The organism is Amycolatopsis camponoti (assembly GCF_902497555.1).
GTDB lineage: Bacteria > Actinomycetota > Actinomycetes > Mycobacteriales > Pseudonocardiaceae > Amycolatopsis > Amycolatopsis camponoti.
On the sequence record NZ_CABVGP010000004.1, the window covers coordinates 371927 to 396662 of the forward strand.

Consider the following 24736-nt stretch of genomic DNA (forward strand, 5'->3'; position numbering starts at 1 on the left):
GCTCGCACGCTCGCTCATGTCAGGACTCCACGAGCTTGCGGCGGCGGACCAGGTAGATGAAGAACGGCGCGCCGAGGAACGCGACGATCACGCCCGCGCGGATCTCGCCCGGCCGCGCCACGATCCGGCCCAGGATGTCCGCGGCTAGCAGCAGGCACGGTGCGAGGATCGCGGTGTAGGGCAGCAGCCACCGGTGGTCGGGCCCGACCACGAACCGCACCGCGTGCGGGACGATCAGGCCGAGGAACACGATCGGCCCGGCGACGGCGACGGCGGCGCCGGTCAGCAGGGTGATCGCCAGCGCGCCCCGCAGCCGCAGCGGGCCGAGCTTCCGGCCGAGCGCGATCGCGACGTCGTCACCGAGCGCGAGGCTGTTCAACGCGGGGCCGCTCGCGATCGCCAGCACCACGCCGATGACGAGGAACGGCAGTACCTGCAGCAACGCGGTCGCGTCGACGCCGGAAAGCGAGCCGGCCGACCAGAAGCGGTAGCGGTTGAGCGCTACCGGGTCCGACAGCACCATCGCGCTGGTGAACGAGGAGAGCAGCGCCGTGACGGCGGCCCCGGCGAGCGCGAGCTTGACCGGGCTCGACCCGGCCCGCCCGCGCGTGCCGAGGTAGTAGACGACGGCCGTGGCGAGGAGCGCGCCGGCGAAGGCGAACCAGATGTAGCCGTAGAGCGAGCTGATCCCCAGCACGGTGATCGAGAACACGATGGCGAACGCGGCCCCGGCGCTGACGCCCAGCAGGCCCGGGTCGGCTAGGGGGTTGCGGGTGAGCGCCTGCATCACCGTGCCGGCCAGCCCGAGACCCGCGCCGACGAGGACCGCGAGGAGCGTCCGCGGCATCCGGACACTGTGGATGATCACCGCGTCCGCGGAGCCGTCGTCGTGCCACAGCACCTGCCAGACGGCACCGAACGAGATCTCCTTGGAGCCCAGCCAGACGCTCAGCAGGCACAGGAGAACGAGGACACCGAGGGCGGCCAGGAGGCCGAGCGCGCGGCCCGTGTGTGGCGGGCGTCGCGTGAGAGCGATCCCTCCGGGGTCTGTTCGCACCGCACCTCCGACTGGTACCCATTTAGGTAAGGCTAACCGATGGTACAGCAGTGCATTCTCACCCTCGGTTTGTTAGGTTGCCCTAAGTCCAAGCCCGGATCCGGGCATCTTGAGCAGCGGGAGGCTGGTCTACCGGTGAGCAACGGTGACGCTGTGCAGCAGGTGGCGGAGCTCGGATTCTGGCGTGACAGCCTCGCCTCGGCGCCGAAGGAGCTCCCGCTGCCGATCGACCGGCCGTACCCGGCTCGGGCGGTCCCGGCGCGGCTGACCCGGCCGCGGCCGGGTACCGATGAGCTGACGCTCCTCGCGGGTTTCGTCGTGCTGCTTTCCCGGTACGCGGGAACCGCCGACGTCGTCCTGGGCATCGGCTCGCTGGTGCCGCTGCGGGTCGATCTCGGTGGCTCGCCCGGGTTCGCGGACGTCGTCAAGCGGGTGCGTGACGCGCGTGAAGAGGCATTGGCCCACCGAGTGCCGTTCGACGACCTGGTCGCCGAAGTCGAGCCCGAGCCGGGGCGCGGGGGATCGGTGGTCGTCAACGTCGGCTTCGGCGCCGAGACCGACCTGCCCCTGGACGTGAACCTGGGTATCGACGGCGAAGAGCTGGTCGTCGACTACCGCGCCGACGTCCTCGACGAGTCCACAGTGGACCGCATGCTCGGGCACCTGGGCCACCTCCTGGCCGATGCCCGGAAGCGTCCACAGTGGCCGGTCGAACGCCTGGACCTGATGCCGGAGCCGGAACTGCGGCAGATCCTGCGCGAGTGGAACGACACCGATTTCGACGCGCCGCCGTCGACGCTGCCCGAGCTGTTCGCCGCCCGCGTCGCGGAAGCCCCGGACGCCGTGGCGCTCGTCTTCGAGGACGAGGAACTGACCTACGCCGAGCTGGACGCGCGCGCGAACCGGCTCGCCCACGTCCTGATCGGGCGCGGCGCCGGGCCGGAACGGGTGGTCGCGCTGGCCGTGCCGCGCTCCCTGGACATGGTCGTGGCCGAGCTGGCCGTGCTCAAGGCCGGCGCCGCCTACCTGCCGCTGGACCCGGACTACCCGGCCGAGCGGATCGCGTTCATGGTCGGTGACGCCCGCCCGGTGTGCGTGCTGACCACCGGCGAACTGGCGGAGCACTTCGAGAGTGCGGTCGTTCTCGAAGAGCTCGACCTCGACGCGGCGCCGGACACGGACCCCGCCGCGGCGATCGTCCCGGCGAACGCGGCCTACGTCATCTACACCTCCGGCTCCACCGGCCGGCCCAAGGGCGTCGTCGTGTCCCACGCCGGGGTCGCGAAGCTCGTCGCGACGCAGTCCGAACGGTTCGGGGTGGGCCCGCACAGCCGGGTGCTGCAGTTCGCGTCGCCGAGCTTCGACGTCGCGTTCTGGGACCTGTGCCTCGGCCTGCTTTCCGGCGGGCGCCTGGTGATCGTCCCCGCCGAGCGGCGCGTGCCCGGCCCCGAGCTGGCGGACTACGCGCACGCCAAGGGCGTCGACTTCATGATCCTGCCGCCCGCGCTCCTGGCCGAGTTCCCCGACGACTGCGACCTGCCGCGCGACAGCGTCCTGCTGGCCGGGACCGAGCGGGTGTCGCCGGAGCTGGTGCGCCGGTGGGCGCCGGGACGGCGGATGTTCAACGCCTACGGCCCGACCGAAGCCACCACCAACTCGACGCTCGGGCTGTGCGACCCGGAGATCGCGCCCGGCTCGGCCGTGCCGATCGGCGTCCCGGACCCGGGCACCAGCGCGTACGTCCTCGACGCGTCGCTCGCGCCGGTCCCGGTCGGCGTCGTCGGCGAGCTGTACCTCGCCGGATCCGGCCTGGCCCGGGGATATCTGGGACGGCCGGGGCTGACGGCGGAACGGTTCGTGGCCGACCCCTCCGGCTCCGGCGGTCGCCTTTACCGCACCGGTGACCTGGTGAAGTGGCTGCCGGACGGCCGGCTCGTCTTCCTGGGCCGGGCCGACGACCAGGTGAAGATCCGCGGCTACCGCATCGAACTCGGCGAGATCGAATCGGTGCTCGCCGAGCACCCGCGCGTCGGCCAGTCGGTCGTCGTCGCGCAGGACGGTCAGCTCGTCGCCTACGCCGTGCCGGTCCCCGACCGGTCGGCCGAGCAGGGTCACGTCGCCGAGTGGCACGCCGTCCACGAGGAAATGCTCGCCGGGTCCACCGGCATCGAGGAGAACTTCGCCGGCTGGAACTCCAGCTACGACGGCTCCGACATCCCTCTCGCCGAGATGCGCGAGTGGCACGCGGCGACGATCGACCGGATCCGTTCGCTCAAGCCGAAGCGGGTCCTCGAAATCGGGGTCGGCAGCGGTTTGATCCTCTCCCGGATCGCGCCGGACGCCGAGACGTACTGGGGCGTCGACCTGTCCGAGAGCGCGATCGAGAACGTCCGGCGCGAGGTCGCCGCGACGCCGTTCGCCGACCGCGTGCACCTCGCCGCCCGCCCCGCCCACGACCTCGGCGAGCTGCCGGCCGAGCCGTTCGACACGGTGATCATCAACTCCGTCGCGCAGTACTTCCCGAGCGCGGACTACCTCGCCGAGGTCGTCCGGACCGCGGCGGGTCTCGTGCGACCCGGCGGCACGATCTTCCTCGGCGACATCCGCAACCTCCGCTCGCTGCGGGCGTTCCGCACCGCCGTCGAGCTGCGGCACGGCCGGGCCGACGTCGCGGCGGTCGACCAGGCCATCGCCCGCGAGGGCGAGCTGGTCCTGGACCCGGACTTCTTCCCGGCCCTGGCCCGGGGCCTGGACGGCTTCGACGACGTCGACCTGTGGGTGAAGCGCGGCGAGGCGCACAACGAGCTGACCCGGCACCGCTACGACGTCGTCCTCCGCAAGGCGCCGACGCCGGCCGCGGCCGCCGAACAGGTCGTGGCGTACGGCGATCTCGCCGCGGTGGAACGGTTCCTGGCCGCCGAGACGCCGGAACGGCTGCGCGTCACCGGGGTGCCGGACGCGCGCCTGTCCGGCGAGCTGGCGGCCGTGCGTGCGCTGGACGATGGGGACGCCGAGGCGGCACTGGCCGCCCTGGGCCGCCGCGACGGCGTCGACCCGGAAGCCCTGCACCGGCTCGGTGCGCGGGCCGGCTACCGGGTGGCGGTGACGTGGGCTCCCGAGGGCGGTGAGCTGGAAGCCGTCTTCTCGACGGGGGATGACGGTCCCGCTTACCGCCCCGGACGGCAGACCGGCACGCCGGCGTCGTACGCGAACAACCCGGCGGCCCGGCGGGAGACCGGCGCGCTGGTGGCTTCGCTGCGCGCGCACGTGCGAGACCGGCTGCCGTTGTACATGGTGCCGTCGGCGTTCGTCGTGCTGGACAAGCTGCCCGTGCTCGCTTCGGGCAAGCTCGACCGCAAGGCCCTGCCCAGCCCGGAACGGTTCGCCGCCGGGCCGGGCCGCGCGCCGCGCAACCCCGTCGAGCAGCTGCTGTGCGAGATGTTCGCCGACGTCCTCGGCGTGTCGCAGGCCGGCCCGGACGACGACTTCTTCGCCCTCGGCGGGCATTCGCTGCTGGCGACGCGGCTGATCCAGCGCATCCGCGCGGCGGTCGGCGCCGAGGTGCCGGTGCGGGCGGTGTTCGACGCGCCGACCCCGGCCGCGCTGGCTGACCTGCTGGCCGGGGCGGTGACCGGCACCGAGCGGCGTCCGCTCACCCGCGTCACCGAGCGGCCGGAGCGGCTGCCGCTGTCGTTCGCGCAGCAGCGGCTCTGGTTCCTGCACGGCCTCGAAGGCGGGTCGGCGACCTACAACGTCCCGCTCGTCATGCGGCTCGCGGGCGAGCTGGACGTCGAGGCGCTGCGGGCGGCCCTGCCCGACGTCCTCGACCGGCACGAGGCGCTGCGGACCGTGTTCCCGACCGCCGAGGGCGTGCCGTACCAGCAGGTTCTGGCCGACGCCGAGGTCGAGCTGACCGTTCGCACGGTGTCCGATGTGGAATCCGAAGTGGACACGCTCGTCCGCGAGGTCTTCGACCTCGGCGCCGGCGTGCCGGTGCGGGCCACGCTGCTGACCGTCGACGCGCGCCGCCACGTGCTGGTCCTCGTCGTGCACCACATCGCCGCCGACGGCTGGTCGCTGGCCCCGCTCTGGCGCGACATCGCCACGGCCTACCGCGCCCGGCTGCGCGGGGAAGCTCCCGAGTGGACGCCGTTGCCGGTGCAGTACGCGGACTACACGCTCTGGCAGCGCGATCTCCTGGAGACGGAAGAGGCCGTCCAGCTCGGCTACTGGCGTACCGCGCTCGACGGCCTGCCCGAGCGCATCCCGCTCCCGCTCGACCGGCCGCACCCCGCGGTGTCGGCCTACCGCGGCGAGTTCTTCACCTTCACCTGGGACGCGGGTCTGCACGCCGGGCTGGCCGACCTGGCGCGCGCCTGCGGCGCCAGCCCGTTCATGGTCGTGCACGCGGGCCTGACCGCGCTGCTGTCCCGGCTCGGCGGCGGCACGGACATCCCGATCGGCACCCCGATCGCCGGCCGGACCGACCCGGCGCTCGACGACCTCGTCGGCTTCTTCGTCAACACCCTGGTCCTGCGCGTGGACGCCGGCGGCGATCCGTCGTTCCGCGACCTCGTGGCGCGGGTGCGCGAACGCAGCCTCGACGCGTACGCCCACCAGGACGTCCCGTTCGAGCGGCTCGTCGAAGCGCTGAACCCGGCGCGCTCGCTCGCGCACCACCCGCTGTTCCAGACCATGCTCGCCTGGCAGAACACGCCCGGCGCCGGCGTCGAACTGCCCGGGCTGACCGTCACCGAGCGGCCCGTCGGCACCGGCACGGCCAAGTTCGACCTCTGGTTTTCCTTCACCGAGCGTGCCGACGGCCTCCACGGCCAGGCCGAGTTCAACGCCGAGGTCTTCGACCACGCCACCGTGACCGGCCTGCTCGGCCGTCTCGAAAGTCTGCTGCGCCAGGTCGTCTCCGCACCGGATCGCCGGCTCGGCGGCCTCGACGTCCTCACCCCGGCGGAACGCGAGGCCCTGCCCGCGGTCTGGTCGGGCGCCGTCGAGGACGTCCCCGCGGTCACCGTGCCCGAGCTGTTCGCCGCCCAGGTCGCGCGGACGCCGGACGCGACGGCGCTCGTGTTCGAGGACGAAGAGCTGACCTACGCCGAGCTGGACGCCGTCTCGAACCGCCTCGCGCGCGTCCTCGCGGAGCGGGGTGCCGGCCCCGAGCGCGTCGTCGCCCTGGCCCTGCCGCGGTCGACGCACCTGGTCACAGCCATCCTCGCGGTACTGAAGACGGGCGCGGCCTACCTGCCGCTCGACCCGGGCTACCCGGCGGAGCGCATCGCGTTCATGCTCGAAGACGCGGCTCCGGCGCTGGTCCTGGCGACCGGCGACGACCTGCCGCACGCGGTCCGCCCGGACGACCCGGAACTTCTCGACGGAGTCTCGGACGCCCCCCTTGACGTCGTGCTCCGGCCGGAGAACCCGGCGTACGTCATCTACACGTCCGGCTCGACCGGCCGCCCCAAGGGCGTCGTCGTGCCGCACGCGGGCATCGTCAACCGGCTGCTCTGGATGCAGGACGAGTACGGCCTGACCGGCGACGACCGCGTGCTGCAGAAGACGCCGTCCAGCTTCGACGTCTCCGTCTGGGAGTTCCTCTGGCCGCTGATCACCGGCGCCACCGAGGTCGTCGCCCGGCCGGACGGCCACAAGGACCCGGCCTACCTCGCCCGGCTGATCCGCGACCACGGGGTCACGACCGTCCACTTCGTCCCGTCGATGCTCCAGGTGTTCCTGCAGGAGCCGGCCGCGGGGGAGTGCACGAGCCTGCGCCGGGTCCTGTGCAGCGGCGAAGCCCTGCCGGCCGACGCGGTGGTCCAGTTCGGCCAGGTCCTCGACGCCGAGCTGCACAACCTCTACGGCCCGACGGAAGCTTCGGTCGACGTCACCTCGTGGCGGACGTCCGCCGAAGACCCGGCTGTCCCGATCGGACGTCCGGTGTGGAACACCCGGACCTACATCCTCGACGCCGCCCTGCGGCCGGTGCCGCCGGGTACCGCCGGTGAGCTGTACCTCGCCGGTGTTCAGCTGGCCCGCGGCTACCTCGGCCGTCCCGGGCTGAGCGCGGAGCGGTTCGTCGCTTCGCCGTTCGAGCCGGGAACGCGGATGTACCGCACCGGCGACCTCGCCCGCTTCCGCCCCGACGGCGTCCTCGAATTCCTGGGCCGCGGCGACGAGCAGATCAAGATCCGCGGCTTCCGCGTCGAGCCCGGCGAGATCGCCGCGACCCTCGCCACGCACGACGACGTCGCGCACGCCGTGGTCGTGGCGCGCGAGGACCGCCCGGGTGACGTCCGGCTGGTCGGGTACGTCATGCCCGCCGGCACGGCGAGCACGCCGGACGAAGAGACCGAGCAGGTCGGCGAGTGGCGCGAGCTGTACGACTCGATGTACTCGGCGGCCGAGGACGAGTTCGCCGGGTGGAACTCCAGCTACACCGGCGAGCCGATCCCGCGGGCGGAGATGCGGGAGTGGCGGGACGCGATCGTCACGCGGATCCGCGACCTGAACCCGCGGCGCGTCCTGGAACTCGGCGTCGGGACCGGCCTGCTGCTGACCGAGCTGGCCCCGGACTGCGAGTCCTACTGGGGCACGGACTTCTCCGCCGAGGTCATCGCTTCGCTGGGCCGCCGGGTCGAGGCCGACCCCGTGCTCGCCGATCGCGTCGAACTGCGCACCGGCGACGCCGCGGACCTGTCCGGCCTGCCGTCCGGATTCTTCGACACCATCGTGCTGAACTCCGTTGTCCAGTACTTCCCGAGCGGGACGTACTTGCTGGAGGTGCTGCGCGGGGCCCTCGAGCTACTCGCTCCGGGCGGGTCGCTGTTCGTCGGCGACGTCCGCGACCTCCGCCAGGTCCGCGCCTTTCACACGGCGGTGGCCGAAGCGCGTGGGGGCGACGTCGAGCAGAACCTCCTGCGGGAGAAGGAACTCCTCGTCGCGCCCGAGTTCTTCGCCGGGCTCGACGAGGTCACCGCGGACATCCGGGTCAAGCGCGGCCGGGCGGTCAACGAGCTGACCCAGTACCGCTACGACGTGGTCCTGCGCCCCGGTTCGGCCGCGGTGCCCGACGTCCCGACGCTCGCGTGGGGTACCGATCTCTCCACTGTGGACGAGGTTGCCGGTCCCAGCCGGATCGAACGCGTTCCGAACGGCCGCACCGCGCCGGGCGGGGTGAACCCCGAAGACTGGTACGCATTCGGTGACGCGCACGGCTACCGCACGGTCGTCACCTGGTCCGCCGAGGGCGACGGCTCGGTCGACGTCCTCTTCACGACGGGCGACCCCGCCGGCGCGTTCCGGCCCGGCGCCGGCCCGCTGCTGTCCTACACCGGCAATCCCGGCCGCTTCCGCCGGATCAGCAGCCTGACCGCGGACCTGCGCACCCTCGCCGCCGACCGGCTGCCGGAGCACATGGTCCCGTCGGCGATCGTCGTCCTCGACAAGCTCCCGGTGACGGCGAACGGCAAGCTCGACCGCCGCGCCCTGCCGTCGCCCGACCCCATCGCGCCGACGTCGGACCGCGAGCCGCGCACGCCCGCCGAACGGCAGCTGTGCGAGCTGTTCGCCGACGTCCTCGGCCTCCCGCGGGTCGGCCCGGACGACAGTTTCTTCGCCCTCGGCGGCCATTCGCTGCTGGCGACCCGGCTGATCGCCCGCATCCGCACGACGCTGAACGCCGAGCTGGAAGTCCGGTCGGTCTTCGAGACACCCACCGCGGCGGGCCTCGCCGCGCTGGTCGGCGCCAGCACCGGGACCGCGCGGCCCGCGCTGGTCCCGAGGGACCGGCCCGCGCTCGTGCCGCTGTCCGGCGCGCAGCAGCGGCTGTGGTTCCTGCACCACCTCGAAGGCCCGTCGGCCACCTACAACGTCCCGCTGATCATGCGCCTCGAAGGCGAGGTCGACGTCCCGGCGTTGCGCACCGCACTGTCCGATGTGGTCGCCCGGCACGAGGCGCTGCGGACCCGCTTCCCGCAGCACGACGGCGTTCCGTACCAGGACGTCCTCCCGGCCGGAGAGATCGACCTGCCCGTGCGGGACGTCACCGGCCTCGACACCGCGCTGACCGGGCTGGTCCGCGGCTCGTTCGACCTGGAACGTCACGCGCCGATGCGCGTCGAGCTGCTGCGCCTGGGCGAGCGTGAACACGTCCTGGCCCTGGTGTTCCACCACATCGCCTCCGACGGCTGGTCGATGGCCCCGCTCTGGCGTGACATCGCCACGGCCTACGCGGCCCGGCGCGCCGACGAGACTCCACAGTGGACGTCGCTGCCGGTGCAGTACGCGGACTACACGCTGTGGCAACAGGATCTGCTCGGCGCGGAGGACGACCCGGACAGCGTGCTGAGCACCCAGCTGGACTACTGGCGCGACACCCTGGACGGCCTTCCCGACCGCATCGAGCTGCCCCTGGACCGCCCGCACCCGGCGACCGCGACCTTCCGCGGCGAACTGCACACCTTCACCTGGGACGCCGAGCTGCACGCCCGCCTGACCGAGCTGGCCCGGGAGTCCGGCGCGAGCGTGTTCATGGTCGTCCACGCGGCCCTCGCCGCCCTGCTCACCCGGCTGGGCGCGGGCACCGACGTCCCGATCGGCTCGCCCATCGCCGGGCGAACCGACCAGGCCGTCGACGACCTCGTCGGCTTCTTCGTCAACACCCTGGTGCTGCGCGTCGACACCGGCGGCGAGCCGTCGTTCCGCGACCTGGTGGCGCGCGTCCGCGACCGCAACCTCGACGCGTACGCCCACCAGGACGTCCCGTTCGAGCGCCTGGTCGAAGTGCTCAACCCGGTGCGGTCGCTGTCCTACCACCCGCTGTTCCAGGTGATGATCGCCGGCCAGAACACCACCCGCGCCGACGTCACCCTGCCCGGCCTGACCGTCACCGAGATCCCGGTGACCACCGGGACGTCGAAGTTCGACCTGGCGATCTCCCTGACCGAGCGCGACGCCGGGATCGCCGGTGTCCTGGAGTTCAACGCCGACGTCTTCGACCACCCGGGCGCCGACGCGATCCTGCGCCGCCTGGAAGTGCTGCTGCGCGCGGCGCTGTCCGAGCCGGACCGCCCGGTCGGCGCCCTGGACCTCCTCGACGGGGATGAGCGCGACCGCGTCCTCAACGAGTGGGCCGGCTCGCTCGACCCCGCGGGGACCGAAACGTTCCCCGGGTTGTTCGCCCGCCGCGTCGCCGAGGCGCCGGACGCGATCGCGCTGGTCTTCGAGGACGTCGAGCTGACGTATGCCGAGGTGAACGCCCGCGCCAACCGGCTCGCACACCGGCTCCTCGAACGCGGCGCCGGGCCGGAGCGGGTCGTCGCGCTGGCCGTGCCACGGTCGATCGAGATGATCGTGGCGGAGCTGGCCGTCCTCAAGGCCGGTGCCGCGTACCTGCCGATCGACGTCGACTACCCCGGCGACCGGATCACCTACATGGTCGAGGACGCCCGCCCGGTCTGCGTCGTGACGACCCGCGAGATCGACGCGAAACTGCCCGCGGGTGTCCCTCGCGTGCTCCTCGACGACGCGGCCCTCGACAGGATGTCCACAGAGGATCCGGCCGTCGGGGTGCGGCCGGAGAACGCGGCCTACGTGATCTACACATCCGGTTCGTCCGGACGGCCGAAGGGTGTCGTCCTCCAGCACTCGGGTGTCGCGAAGCTCGTCGCCACCCAGGTCGAGCGGTTCGGTATCGGCCCGCACAGCCGGGTGCTGCAGTTCGCGTCACCGAGCTTCGACGTCGCGTTCTGGGACCTGTGCCTCGGCCTGCTGTCCGGCGGACGGCTCGTCGTGGTCCCGGCCGAGCGCCGGGTCGCCGGGCCCGCGCTGACCGAGTACGCGCACCAGCACGCGGTGGACTTCATGATCCTCCCGCCCGCTTTGCTCGACGCCATGCCGGCGGACTGCGATCTCCCGCGCGACAGCGTCCTGCTTGCCGGCACGGAGCGCGTCTCGCCCGAACTCGTCAAAAGGTGGGCGCCGGGCCGCCGGATGTTCAACGCCTACGGCCCGACCGAGGCGACCACCAACTCGACACTCGGCGAGAGCGACCCCGTCGAGCTGGCGGACGCGACCGTCGTCCCGATCGGCATCCCCGACCCGGGCACCCGCGCGTACGTGCTCGACGCCGGGCTGCGGCCCGTCCCGCCGGGCGTGGTGGGGGAGCTCTACCTCGCCGGGTCCGGTCTGGCGCGTGGCTACCTCGGGCGCGCCGCGCTGACGTCGGAGCGGTTCGTGGCCGACCCGTTCGGTTCGGGCGGACGGCTCTACCGCACCGGTGACCTGGTGAAATGGCGGCCGGACGGGCGGCTCGTGTTCCTGGGCCGCGCGGACGACCAGGTCAAGATCCGCGGCTACCGCATCGAACCGGGCGAGATCGAAGCCGTGCTCACCGAGCACCCGGCCGTCGGGCAGTCCGTCGTCCTCGCGCGGGACGGCCGGCTCATCGCCTACGCCGTCCCGGCGGCCGGCCGCGACGAAGAGGCCGAGCTGGACCACGTCGGTGAGTGGCGCGAGCTGCACGAGAACGTCTTCACCGAAGCGGCGACCGGCGGGTTGGAGGAGAACTTCACCGGCTGGAACTCCAGCTACGACGGCACCGAGATCCCCCTCGGCGAGATGCGCGAGTGGCACGCGGCGACGATCGACCGGATCCGCTCGCTCAAGCCGAAGCGGGTCCTCGAAATCGGCGTCGGCAGCGGTTTGATCCTCTCCAGGATCGCGCCGGACGCCGAAGAGTACTGGGGCGTCGACCTGTCCGAGAAGGCGATCGCCAACCTCCGCCGGGAACTCGCGGCGACGTCGTTCGCGGACAAGGTCCACGTGGCGGCCCGCCCCGCGCACGATCTCGGCGACCTCCCGGACGAGCCGTTCGACACGGTGATCATCAACTCCGTCGCCCAGTACTTCCCGAGCGTGGACTACCTCGCCGAGGTCATCCGGACGGTGACTGCCCATGTCCGGCCGGGCGGGGTGATCTTCCTCGGCGACATCCGGAACCTGCGCTCGCTGCGGGCGTTCCGGACGGCGACCGAGCTGCGGCACGGTCGCCGGAGCGCGGCCGCGGTCGACCAGGCCATCGCGCGCGAAGGCGAACTCGTGCTGGACCCGGACTTCTTCGGCGCGCTGGCCCGGGAGCTGGACGGCTTCGACGACGTCGACCTCCGGATGAAGCGGGGGCACGCGCACAACGAGCTGACCCGGCACCGCTACGACGTCGTCCTGCGGAAGGCTCCGAAGCCGGAGCCGGTCGAGGAAACCGTCGTTGCGTTCACCACACTCGACGAGCTGGAGCGGCTGCTGGCCGAACGCCCGGCGCGGCTGCGGGTCACGGGGGTGCCGGACGCACGGCTGTCCGGTGAGCTGGCCGCGGTCGCCGCGCTCGCCGAAGGCGACGCCGATGCGGCACTGTCCGCTTTGGACGCCGAGCCGTCCGGAGTGGACATCGAGAAGCTGCGGGATCTCGGTTACCGCGTCTACGCGGCACCGGCGCGGCAAGGCATGCTCGAAGTCGTCTTCACCACCGGCGAGCCGACGCGCATCCATCGCGCCCGTCCGGTGCGCGCCGCCCTGGCCACGCTGGGCAACCACCCGGCCGGGCAGCGGGACACCAGCGCCCTGGTTTCGGCGCTGCGGGCGCACGTCCGCGACCGGCTGCCGCAGTACATGGTGCCGTCGGCGTTCGTCGTCTTGGATCGGCTGCCGCTGCTCGCCTCGGGCAAGCTCGACCGCCGTGCGCTGCCGAGCCCGGACCAGCAGACGGTCGCGGCCGGCCGGGCGCCGCGGACGCCGGTCGAGGAAGTCCTCTGCGGACTGTTCGCCGAGGTCCTGGACACCGCCTCGATCGGTGTCGACGATGACTTCTTCGCCCTGGGCGGGCATTCGCTGATGGCGACGCGGCTGGTCGCGCGGCTGCGCGCGGTGTTCGGCGTCGAGCTGCAGGTGCGGTCGGTGTTCGAAACCCCGACGGTCGCGGGCCTGGCCACCCTGCTGTCCACTTCGGACTCCTCAGCCGCTCGGCCCGCACTGGAGCGCGCCGAGCCGCGGCCGGAGGTGCTGCCGCTGTCGTTCGCCCAGCAGCGGCTGTGGTTCCTCCACCGTCTGGAGGGCCCGTCGGCGACCTACAACATGCCGACCGCGGTCCGGCTGACCGGCGACCTCGACGTCGACGCGCTGAAGGCCGCACTGTCCGATGTGGTCGAACGACACGAAGCCCTGCGCACGGTCTTCCCTGAGATCGACGGCGAACCCCGCCAGCGGATCCTCGACGACGTCACGATCCCGCTGCCGACCCGCTCGGTCACCGGCACCACGCTGGCGGACGCCGTGTCCGAAGCAGCTCGCACGGTGTTCGAGCTGGAGTCCGAGATCCCGCTGCGAGCCGAGCTGCTGCGGCTCGGTACCCGCGAGCACGTTCTCGTCCTGGTGTTCCACCACATCGCCTCGGACGGCTGGTCGACCGCGCCGCTGTGGCGCGACCTCGCGACGGCCTACACCGCCCGGCAAGCCGGAGACACTCCTCACTGGTCTCCGCTGCCCGTGCAGTACGCGGACTACACGCTCTGGCAGCGCGACGTCCTCGGCGAGCCGGTGATCGAACCGCAGCTGGCCTACTGGCGTGACGCGCTGGCGGACCTGCCGGAACGGATCGAGCTGCCGACCGACCGGCCCCACCCGGCCGAGGCCTCCTACCAGGGCGAGCAGTTCGCGTTCGGCTGGGACGCCGAACTCCACAGTGGACTCGTCGAGCTGGCCCGCGCGTGCGGCGCCAGCGTGTTCATGGTCGTCCACGCCGGGCTCACCGCCGTGCTCACCCGGCTCGGCGCGGGCACCGACATCCCGCTCGGCACGTCCATCGCCGGCCGGACCGACCAGGCCCTCGACGACCTCGTCGGGTTCTTCGTCAATACTTTGGTGCTGCGGGTGGACACCGGCGGCGACCCGTCGTTCCGCGACCTCGTCGCCCGCGTGCGGGACCGCAGCCTCGACGCCTACGCCCACCAGGACGTCCCGTTCGAGCGGCTGGTCGAGACGCTGAACCCGGTGCGCTCGCTCGCGTACCACCCGCTGTTCCAGACGATGCTGGCCTGGCAGAACAACGCCGTCGCCGACCTCGCGCTGCCCGGCCTGACCGTCGCGGAGGAACCGGTCCGCACCGGCACCGCCCGCGCCGACCTGACGTTCTTCGTCGGCGAGCGGCCCGGCCACCAGGCCGGGATCCGCGGCACGGCGGAGTACAACAGCGACGTCTTCGACCGCGCGAGCGTCGAAGCGATCCTCGATCGGCTCCGTACGCTGCTGCGGGCCGTCGTCACCGATCCGGACACCCGGATCGGCGCGGTCGACCTGCTCACCGACGCCGAACGCGACCAGCTCGCCGCCGACCCCGCGACGCCCCTTCCCGCGGAAACGACGGCGGACCTGTTCGCGGCCCAGGTGGCCCGTACCCCGGATGCCACGGCGCTGGTGTTCGGTTCCGAGAGCCTCACGTACGCGGAACTGGACACGCGGGCCACGACTCTCGCCCGGGCCCTGCTCGCGCGGGGAGCGGGGCCGGAACGCGTGGTGGCCGTGGCGCTGCCGCGGTCGGCCGACCTGGTCGTCGCGCTCCTGGCCGTGCTCAAGACGGGCGCCGCTTACCTGCCGCTGGACCTGAACCACCCGGCCGAGCGGGTCGAGCTGATGCTCACCGACGCCGGCCCGCACCTGGTGATCGCCGAGGACGGCTTCGGCGATCGGCTGGTCCGGCCCGGCGACACCGGTCCCGAGCCGGCCTGGCCGGTGATCAGCCCGGACAACCCGGCCTACGTGATCTTCACGTCCGGCTCCACCGGACGCCCGAAGGCCGTCGCCGGCACGCAGCGCGCGCTGGCCAACCGGCTGCACTGGGGCCGGGACGTCGCCGAAGGCGTGCGCGTGGCCAAGAGCGCGCTGACCTTCATCGACGGCTCGACCGAGCTGCTCGGCGGGCTCGTTGCGGGCGACCCGGTGGTCCTCGCCGACGACGCGACGGCCACCGACCCGCACGCGCTCGCCGAACTCGTGCGCACCTCCGGCGCCCAGGTCCTGACCGTCGTCCCGAGCCTCCTCGACAGCTTCGCCGAGGACGGCCCGGCCGGCGCGTTCGACGCCGTGACCACGTGGATCACCAGCGGCGAGCCGCTTACCGGTGCACTGGCCGAGAAGGTCGCGCGCCGGTGGCCGTCGGCGAAGCTGGTCAACCTCTACGGCTGTTCCGAAGTCGCGGGCGACAGCCTGGCCCAGGTCTGCGGGCCGGTGGCCATCGGCCGGCCGGTCGCGAACACCCGCGCGTACGTCCTCGACGCGGCGCTGCGGCCCGTCCCGCCAGGCGTCCGCGGCGAGCTGTACCTGGCGGGCGCCGGGCTGGCCCGGGGTTACCTCGGACGTCCGGCGCTGACGGCAGAGCGGTTCGTGGCGTCGCCGTTCGAACCGGGGGAGCGGATGTACCGCACCGGCGACCTGGTCCGCCGCCGACGCGACGGCGCACTCGAGTTCCTGGGGCGCGCGGACCAGCAGATCAAGATCCGCGGGTTCCGCGTCGAGCCGGGCGAGGTCGAAGCCGTGCTGACGGCCGAGGCGTCCGTGGCGCGCGCGGCCGTGATCGCCCGAGCCGACCGGCTGATCGCTTACGTCGCGCCGTCCGGCGACCCGGTGGAGTTGAGGAGGAAGCTCGCCGCGCTGCTGCCGGAGTACCTGGTGCCGTCGGCGATCGTGGTCCTGCCGGAGCTCCCGGTGAACGCCAACGGCAAGCTCGACCGCGCCGCGCTGCCCGATCCGGAGATCCGGACGTCCGGTCGCGTGGCGCGCACGCCGGCCGAGCAGGCGCTGTGCGACCTCTTCGCCGACGTCCTCGGCGTTGCGCTGGTCGGCCCGGACGACGGGTTCTTCACCCTCGGCGGCCACTCGCTGCTGGCGACGCGGCTGGTCAGCCGGATCCGCGCGCTGCTGGGCGTCGAGGTCCCGATCCGGGCCGTCTTCGACGCACCCACGCCGGCCCGCCTGGCCCGGCTGCTCGACCCGGCCCGCGAGAGCCGTCCCGCGCTGCGGCCGGCCGAGCGGCCCGAGGTGCTGCCGCTCTCGTTCGCGCAGCAGCGGCTGTGGTTCCTCGACCGCCTCGACGGGCCGAGCGCGACCTACAACATCCCGTGGGCGTGGGAGCTGACCGGACCGGTCGACGCCGGCGCGCTGCGGGCGGCGCTGGGTGACGTCGTCGCCCGGCACGAAGTCCTGCGGACGATCCTGGTCGAGGAGCAGGGCACGCCGTCGCAGGTGGTCTTGGCGGCGGGTGACGACCGCGCGCGTCCGGTCCTGGTCATCGAGACGGCGGCGGACGTCGACGAGAGCGTCATTGCCGCGGCGTCGTACTGCTTCACGCTCGACGCCGAGATCCCGGTCCGCGCCACGCTCGTCTCGGCCGGACCCGAGCGGCACGTGTTCGTGCTGCTGGTGCACCACATCGCCGGTGACGGCTGGTCGCTGCCGCCGCTGAAGCGGGACCTCGACGCCGCGTACGCCGCACGCCTGCGCGGTGAGCGTCCACAATGGACACCGTTGGCGGTGCAGTACGCGGACTACACGCTCTGGCAGCGCGAGATGTTCGGCCGGGCCGACGACCCCGGCAGCCTCCTCGGCCGGCAGGCGGCGTTCTGGCGGGAGACCCTCGCCGGGATCCCGGACGAGCTGGCGCTCCCGGTGGACCGGCCCCGCCCGGCCCGGTCGACCAACCGCGGCGCGGCCGTGCCGTTCACTGTGCCCGCCGACGTCCACCGCGGCCTGCGGGACCTGGCTCACGGCAGCGACACCAGCACGTTCATGGTGCTGCAGGCGGCCCTCGCGGCGCTGCTCACGCGGCTCGGCGCGGGCACCGACATCCCGCTCGGCACCCCGGTCGCCGGCCGGACGGACCACGCGCTGGAGGACCTCGCCGGGTTCTTCGTCAACACCCTGGTCCTGCGCACCGACACCGCCGGCGACCCGACGTTCCGGGACCTCCTGGACCGCGTGCGGGAAGCCGACCTCGCCGCGTACGCCCACCAGGACCTGCCGTTCGAGCACCTCGTCGAGCTGCTCAACCCGGCCCGGTCCCTGGCCCGGCACCCGCTGTTCCAGGTCATGCTCGCGGTCTACCACTCGGGCTCGGAACCGGAGCGGCTGCTCGGGCTCGACGCGTCCTATCGGGACACCGGGCTGCGGCAGGCGAAGTTCGACCTGTCGTTCGACCTGGTCGAAACCCCCGGCGGCCTCGAAGGCGACCTCGAGTTCAGCCTCGACCTGTTCGACGAGCGGACCGCCCGCACGCTCACCGAGCGGCTCGTGCGGCTGATGACGGCCGTCGTCGCGGACCCGGACCGGCCGCTGAGCCGGATCGACGTCCTGGACGCGGGCGAGCGGCACCGGATCGTCGCGGAGTGGGGCCGCGGTGAGCCGCTGACGACCTCCGCGCCGACGGTCGTCGACCGGCTGGCCGCCCAGGTGGCGGCGACGCCGGGCGCGACGGCGCTCAGCGATGCTTCCGGCAGCGTGACTTTCGCCGAGTTCGCGGCGCGGACGGATCGCCTCGCCCGGTGGCTGGCTTCCCAGGGCGCCGGTCCCGAGAAGGTCGTGGCGCTCGTGCTGCCGCGGTCGGCGGCGGTCGTCGAGGCGATCTTCGGTGTGTTCAAGACGGGCGCGGCGTACCTGCCGGTGGATCCGGACCAGCCGGCCGACCGGATCTCGGCGATCTTCGCCGACGCCGGTGCCGCGCTGGTGCTGACCAGCCGCGCGCTGGCTTCGCCGGTTCCCGGGGCGCTCTTCGTCGAGGACCTGCTTGAGGACACAGTGGACAGTTCCGTTGTCCTTACCCCGCCATCGCCGGCGAACCCGGCGTACGTGCTCTACACGTCCGGGTCCACGGGCAAGCCGAAGGGTGTCGTCATCCCGCATTCCGGGCTGGTGAACCTGTTCCACAGTCACCGCGAGACGCTCTACCGCCCGGCGGTCGCGGCGGCGGGCGGGCGGCGGCTGCGGGTCGGGCACGCGTGGGCGTTCTTCTTCGACGCCTCCTGGCAGCCGCAGCTGTGGCTGCTCGACGGGCACGAGGTGCACGTCGTCGACGACGACACGCGCCGCGACCCCGAGCGGCTGGCCGCGGTGGTGCGCGAGCGCGGGCTCGACTTCCTGGAGCTGACGCCGTCGCACTTCGCTCAGCTCGCCGCGGCCGGCGTCGTCGAGGAAGGGAAATGCGCCCTGGGCGTCGTCGGTGTCGGTGGTGAAGCGGTGTCCCAGACGCTGTGGGAACAGCTGCGGTCGATGCCGGGGACGGCGGCGTACAACCTCTACGGCCCCACCGAGGCCACAGTGGACGCGCTCGTCGGCCGGTTCGCCGACGCGGACCGGCCGGTGGTCGGGCGCCCGGTGCACAACGCCCGCGCGTACGTCCTCGACGGCGGCCTGAGCCCGGTCCCGGCCGGTGTGCCGGGCGAGCTGTACCTGGCCGGCGCGGGGCTGGCGCGCGGTTACCACGGGCGTCCCGCGCTCACGGCGGACCGGTTCGTCGCCGACCCGTTCGGGCCGCCGGGGGAGCGGATGTACCGCACCGGCGACCTGGTGCGGTGGCGGACCGACGGGCAGCTCGAGTACCTCGGCCGCATCGACGACCAGGTCAAGATCCGCGGTTTCCGGATCGAGCCGGGCGAGATCGAGACGGCCCTGGCGCGGCACGACGACGTCGAGCAGGCCCTCGTCGTCGTCCGCGAGGACCGGGACAAGCGGCTGGTCGCCTACACCACCCCGGCGACCGCGGATCCCGCGCGGCTGCGGGAGTTCGTGGCCCGGTCGCTGCCGGAGTACATGGTGCCCGCGGCGGTCGTCCCCCTCGAAGCGTTCCCCGTGACGCCCAACGGGAAACTCGACAAGGCCGCCCTGCCGGTGCCCGAGTTCGAAACCCGCGGACGGGCACCCGGGACGCCGCTGGAGAAGACCCTCTGCGAGATCTTCGCGGAGGTCCTGGACGTCGCCGCCGTCGGCGCCGACGACGACCTGTTCGCCCTCGGCGGCCATTCCCTGCTGCTCGTGGTCCTGCGCAACCGGATCACCGAGCGGCTCGGGACCGAGCTCCCGATCGCCGAGTTCTTCCGTACCCCCACCGTGGCAGGACTCGCCGCGCTGCTGTGACATCCGGGGCTTCGCCCCGGGTCGGGGGCGCTGCCACCCGGAGCCCCCGAAAGCCCATTGACCCGAGACACGAGGTAAAAGTGCACCGCACCCTGATGAACGCCAAGATCCACCGGGCGACCGTCACCCAGGCCGACCTGCACTACGTCGGCTCGTTGACGATCGACGCCGAGCTGATGGCCGCCGCGGACATCGTGGAAGGCGAACGGGTCCAGGTCGTCGACATCACCAACGGCGCCCGCCTGGAGACCTACGCGATCACCGGCGAGCCGGGCTCCGGAGTCATCGGCGTCAACGGCGCCGCCGCGCACCTGGTGCACCCCGGCGACCTCGTCATCATCATCACCTACGCCCAGGTCGACGAGGCCGAGCGCGCGGGGCACCGGCCGCGCGTGGTGCACGTGGACGCGGACAACCGCCAGGTCCACCTGGGACACGATCCCGCCGAGCCGGTGCCCGGCGCGGAGGCTCAGCTGTCCGGCCGCGGCTGACCCGGGTGGGCGTGGACACAGGACGGTTGCGGCGGTTGCTTTTGACAGGCTGCCCTAAATAAGGTGTGCCTATCCTAAAGTTCGGCGAGAGGTTCTCATGTCCGTGTTTCAAGGCGGTGCCGGGTTCAGCCGGCGTGGATTCCTGATCGGCACCGGCGGGCTGGCCGCCACCGTGGCCCTCGTCGCGTGTGGCAGCAGTGACGACAAGGCCGCCCCGGCGTCCTCCGGTCCGTGGGAGTTCACCGACGACCGCGGGCAGAAGGCCGCGCGCGACCAGCGTCCGACGCGGGTCGTGGCTTACGTCAGCTCCGCGGCCGCGCTGTGGGACTACGGCGTCCGCCCGGTCGGCGTGTTCGGCCCGCAGAAGACGGCCGACGGCGGCAAGGAGATCCAGGCCGGCAACATCGACCTCGGCGCCGTGACGTCGATCGGCAACGCGTGGGACGACTTCAGCATGGAGAAGTTCGCCGCGACCAAGCCGGACCTGGTGATCACCGGGCTCACCGGCGCCAAGCCGACCGACCTGTGGGTGCTCAAGGACGACCTCGGCCCCAAGGTGCAGCAGGTCGCGCCGATCGTCGCGATGTCGGAGTACAAGGTCACGCTGCCGAAGGTGATCGAGCGCTACGAGCAGCTCGCGGTCGCGCTGGGCGGCGACGCGAACTCCGACGTCATCAAGAAGGGCAAGGAAGACTTCCAGAAGGCGTCCGACGACCTGAAGGCCGCCATCAAGGCCAAGCCGGGCCTCAAGGTGCTGGTGGTGTCCAGCGACAAGGACAACCTGTACGTCTGCAAGCCGGAGTTCTTCGCGGACCTGGCGTACTACCGCGACCTGGGCCTGGACATCGTCAACGGCGCCGGCACGGACGACTACTTCGAGACGCTCAGCTGGGAGCAGGCCGGCAAGTACCCGGCCGACCTGATCCTGACCGACAGCCGCACGTACGCGCTGTCGCGCCCGCAGCTGGCGGCGATCCCGACGTGGGCGCAGCTGCCCGCCGTCAAGGCGAGCCAGCTCGCCGACTGGTCGACCGAACCCCGGTTCAACCCGGTGCTCGCGGCCCCGGTCATCCGGAAGCTGACCGAGGTCGTCAAGGGTGCCCGCACGGACATCACCGCCTGAGGAGGCCTGGCATGACCAACCCGTTCGAAGATCCGTCCGGTACGTACCTGGTGCTGGTCAACGCGGAGAACCAGCACAGCCTGTGGCCGGAGTTCGTCGAGGTCCCGGCCGGCTGGACGGTCGCGTTCGGCCCGTCGGGCCGCCAGGAGTGCCTGGACCACGTGGAAGCGAACTGGACGGACATGCGGCCCAAGTCCCTGGCCGACGCGATGGACGACTGACCCTTCTCCGAGGAAAGCGCCGGGAGCTGGTCCGCTCCCGGCGCTTTTCGCGTGTGTCGACCCCTCAATCACGAGTGATGCCCCTCCAATCACACGTGATGCCTCTTCAATCACGCGAGATGCCCCGCCGGACACGCGTCATGCCGCGGGATCCGGTCCGGAGCACGCGAATCCCGTGTGCACGAAGGGTCGACTCGCGTGATCAGGAGGTCGACACGCGTGATCGGGGGGACGACACGGGGTCAGGCGCGCTGGCCCGACCAGGCTGCCCACAGCTTCGCGTACTGGCCGCCGGCCGCGACGAGGTCGTCGTGCGTGCCGGTCTCCACCACCGCGCCCGCGTCCAGGACCACGATCCGGTCGGACGCCGCCGCCTGGGTCAACCTGTGGGCCACCACCAGCGCCGTCCGGCCTTCCAGGGCCGCCGCGGCCGCCGACTCCAGAACCCGGGAACCCGCGCTGCCCGCCTCCGCCGTGGCCTCGTCGAGGATCGCGATCGGGGGGTCGGCCAGCACCAGCCGGACCAGCGCCAGCTGCTGCGCCTGGGTCACCGTCAGCTGGTGGCCGCCTTCGCCGACGACCGTGGCCAATCCGGACGGCAGACTGTCCACCCAGGACAGTGCGCCCACCTTCGCCAGTGCCGCCCGCAGGTCCGCGTCGGACGCCGACGGGCACGCCAGGCGGAGGTCTTCGGCCAGCGGTCCCGCGAACACGTGGACCTCCTGGCTGATCAGCGCGACCGTGCGCCGGGTCGCCTCGGGCCCCAGTTCGTCCAGGGGCACCCCGCCGAGCGTCACCGAACCCGAAGACGGCCGGTGGATCCCGGCGATCAGCTTGGCCAGCGTCGTCTTCCCGGCCCCGCTCGCCCCGACCAGCGCCACCCGCTCGCCGGGTGCCACGCCGAGGTCGACGTCGCGCAGCACCGGGTGACCGTCCACATAGGAATAGCCGGCCGCCGCCGTCTTCACCGACGCGTCCACCGGCCGGGAAGGCTGCGAAGGCGATTCCTCGGCGGGCAAGTCGGCCACGCCGATCAGGCGCGCGAGGCTGGCCGCGGCCGCCTGCGCGTCGTCGACCAGGGCCAGCGCCGTCGTGATCGGCCCGAACAGGCTGTGGAAGTACAGCGCCGCCGCCGTCGCCACACCGACCGTCACCGCGTTCGCCCCGACCAGCAGGAACCCGGCGGCCAGCACGGCGGACAGCCCGACGAACTCCGCCAGGTTGAGCCGCGCGTAGAACCGCGTCACCAGCCGGATCCCGCGCAACGCCAGGTCGACGGCCGTGTCGGACCGCTGCCGCACCCGGTCCAGGTGCGCGTCCGCCAGCCGGAACGCGCGGACGGTCTTCGCGCCGCCGATGGTGTCCAGCAGCTGCTGCTGTTGCGCGCCGACGGCCTCGCGCTGGCTCGCGTACAGCGGTTTCGCGCGCGGCACGTACCAGCGCACGGTCCACACCTGGATCGGCACGGCGACCAGCGCGGCCAGCAGGAACCGCCAGTCCAGCACGGCCAGCGCGCCGAGGGTCAGGACGACCGTGAGCACCGAGCGGCCCAGCTCGGGCAACGCCTGCCGCACGCCTTCCGCGACGACCGAGACGTCGTTCGTCACGCGGGCGGTGAGGTCGCCGGAGCCGGCGCGCTCGAGCTGTTCGAGCGGCAGTCCCAGCGCCCGCTCCACGAAGCGTTCGCGCAGCTCGGCCAGGATCGTCTCGCCCAGCCGAGCCACCATCGACACGCCGATGGCGGTCGCGATGGCCTGCGCGATCGCGACGAGCACCAGCCCGGAGATCGGCGTGACCAGGTCGGCCGCCGGCCGGCGCGTCGCGACGAGGTCGACGACTTCGCCGAGCAGGGGAGCGGTCAGCAGTCCGATCGCGGTGGCGGCGACCAGCATCGTGGCCGCGGCCGCGGCGCGGCCCTTCGACCGGCCGACGAGCTCGCCGACGACGGCGCGGATCCGGCGGCCGTCGGCCACGGGGAGGAGTTCGCGGGTCATGACAGCACCGCCGCCCGGTAGTCGGCGCGACCGGCCAGCTCGGCGTGGCTGCCGACGCCGGCGATCCGCCCGTCGTCGAGGAGGACGACGCGGTCGGTCGCGGCGAGCAGCGCCGGGCTGGTGGTCACGAGGATGGTCGTGCGGCCGCGCCGCAGCTCGGCCAGGCCCGCGGCGATGCGGGCCTCGGTGACGGTGTCGACGGCGGTCGTCGGATCGTGCAGGACGAGCACCGGCGCGTCGACGGCGAGCGCCCGGGCGAGCGCGACCCGCTGGCGCTGCCCACCCGAGAGCGACCGGCCGCGTTCGGTGACCTCGGTGGCGACGCCGTCGGGCAGCGCGCCGGCCACCTCGTCGACGGCGGCCGCGGACATCGCTTCCTCGCTGAGCGGCCCGGTCGCGAAGTTCTCGGCGACGGTGCCGGCGAACAGGTCCGCGTCGTGCGCGGCCACCAGAACGACCTCACGAACCCGGCTCGGGTCCACAGTGGACAGATCGACCGCGTCGACCGACACCGTGCCGGTCGCGGGGTCGGCGGCGCGGCCGAGGCAGTCCAGGAGGTCGGTCGCCGCGGCCGGGTCGGTGGCGACGACGCCGAGCAGCTCACCCGGGCGGGCTTCGAAGTCGACGTCGCGCAGCGCCCCCCGGCCGAGCGCGGAAAGCCGGACGTGCCCGGCGGCGGGGGCGGGCAGCGTGGCTTCCCCGGCGTCGACGGCGTGCGGTGCGTTCAGGACGTCGGCGATGCGCCCGGCCGACGCGCGGCCTTGCGCGAGCTCGCCGTTCACCCACGAGAAGATCGAGAACGGCGTGATCAGGTACTGCGCCAGGCCGACCGCGGCGACGAGGTCGCCGACGCTGATTTCGCCCGCCGCGGCGAGGTTCCCGCCGACGAGCGCGACGACGGCGATGAAGATCCCGGTCAGCGCGAGCAGCGCGCCGTTGTGCCAAGCCTGGGCGCGCGCGGCGCGGAGCGTCGCTTTGAGCGAATCCTGGCTGGTGCGGCGGTAGCGGTCGACGGCGGCGCGTTCGGCGCCGACGCCCTTGAGCACGCGCAGCCCCGCGACCAGGTCGGTGGCGATGCCGGAGGCGAAGGCGGAGCGCTCCTGCTCGGCCTCGCTGCGGCGTTCGAGCGGTTTGCCGATCAGGTGCGCCAGGTACAGCATCGGCGGCGTGCCGAGCAGCACGAGCAGGCCGAGCGGGACGCTCATGGTAAGCAGCACGACGGCGCTGACCAGCAGCCCGGCCAGCCCGGCGACGCCGAACGGGAGGACGCCGTTGAGCTGGCCGACCCGCTTCGCGTCCGACGTGCCGATGCTGACGAGTTCGCCCGCGAGGTTGCCGGCTTCGGCGCCGCCGCCGGGGTGCAGCACGCGGCGTCCGATGTCGAGGCGCAGGTCGTGGGCGGCGCGTTCGGCGGCGCGCTCGCCGAAGCGGGCACCGAGGCGGTAGCTGGTCGACAGCGCGGCGAACAGCACGGCCAGCACCGCCAGCCAGAGGAGCAGCGTGCCCACCGAGCCACCCGCGACGGCCTGGTCGATCACCACGCCGATCACCACCGGCACCAGCGCTTCGCCGCCCTGGTGGCCCGCCGTCAGCACCGCCGCGAGGGTCACCGATCGTCGTTGCCCGGTGATCGAACGGCGGAGGACTTCCCGTCCCGTCGTGCTCAC

General features: G+C 72.9%; 7 protein-coding genes. 4 read left to right on the forward strand and 3 right to left on the reverse strand.

Features of this window, described 5'->3' with window-relative positions; translation table 11 throughout:
* Positions 1–19: 19 nt before the first annotated feature.
* Positions 20–1057, reverse strand: coding sequence for a FecCD family ABC transporter permease (locus tag AA23TX_RS48725; protein WP_155549838.1), 1038 nt, complete (start codon positions 1055–1057; stop codon positions 20–22).
* A gap of 135 nt (positions 1058–1192) precedes the next feature.
* Here AA23TX_RS48725 and AA23TX_RS48730 point away from each other — a divergent pair, with 135 nt between their 5' ends.
* The 4 genes from AA23TX_RS48730 (at position 1193) to AA23TX_RS48745 (ending at position 21075) form a co-directional block, all read left to right on the forward strand.
* On the forward strand, positions 1193–19240 hold the full coding sequence (locus AA23TX_RS48730) for a non-ribosomal peptide synthase/polyketide synthase (RefSeq protein ID WP_155549839.1): 18048 nt from the start codon (positions 1193–1195) through the stop codon (positions 19238–19240).
* A gap of 80 nt (positions 19241–19320) precedes the next feature.
* Positions 19321–19731 (forward strand): aspartate 1-decarboxylase, encoded by a 411-nt coding sequence (gene panD, locus AA23TX_RS48735; protein ID WP_155549840.1) that lies wholly within the window; start codon positions 19321–19323, stop codon positions 19729–19731.
* Positions 19732–19828: 97 nt separating this feature from the next.
* A complete protein-coding gene (locus tag AA23TX_RS48740; RefSeq protein ID WP_155549841.1) occupies positions 19829–20854 on the forward strand; it encodes an ABC transporter substrate-binding protein in 1026 nt (341 codons plus the stop codon).
* Positions 20855–20865: 11 nt separating this feature from the next.
* Entirely contained in the window at positions 20866–21075 is a 210-nt protein-coding gene (locus tag AA23TX_RS48745) for an MbtH family protein (RefSeq protein WP_155549842.1), read from the forward strand.
* A 242-nt stretch (positions 21076–21317) separates the two neighbouring features.
* Here the strand turns inward: AA23TX_RS48745 and AA23TX_RS48750 are convergent, their stop codons facing one another.
* A complete protein-coding gene (locus AA23TX_RS48750; RefSeq protein WP_155549843.1) occupies positions 21318–23069 on the reverse strand; it encodes an ABC transporter ATP-binding protein in 1752 nt (583 codons plus the stop codon).
* A complete protein-coding gene (locus tag AA23TX_RS48755; RefSeq protein WP_155549844.1) occupies positions 23066–24736 on the reverse strand; it encodes an ABC transporter ATP-binding protein in 1671 nt (556 codons plus the stop codon). The genes AA23TX_RS48750 and AA23TX_RS48755 overlap by 4 nt, the downstream gene beginning before the upstream one ends.

What these genes read in the sequence shown, in the direction of transcription:
- AA23TX_RS48740 (WP_155549841.1), top strand. Translation starts at nt 19,829, where the DNA reads ATGTCCGTGTTTCAAGGCGGTGCCGGGTTCAGCCGGCGTGGATTCCTG.
- AA23TX_RS48745 (WP_155549842.1), top strand. Translation starts at nt 20,866, where the DNA reads ATGACCAACCCGTTCGAAGATCCGTCCGGTACGTACCTGGTGCTGGTC.
- AA23TX_RS48750 (WP_155549843.1), bottom strand. Translation starts at nt 23,069, where the DNA reads ATGACCCGCGAACTCCTCCCCGTGGCCGACGGCCGCCGGATCCGCGCC.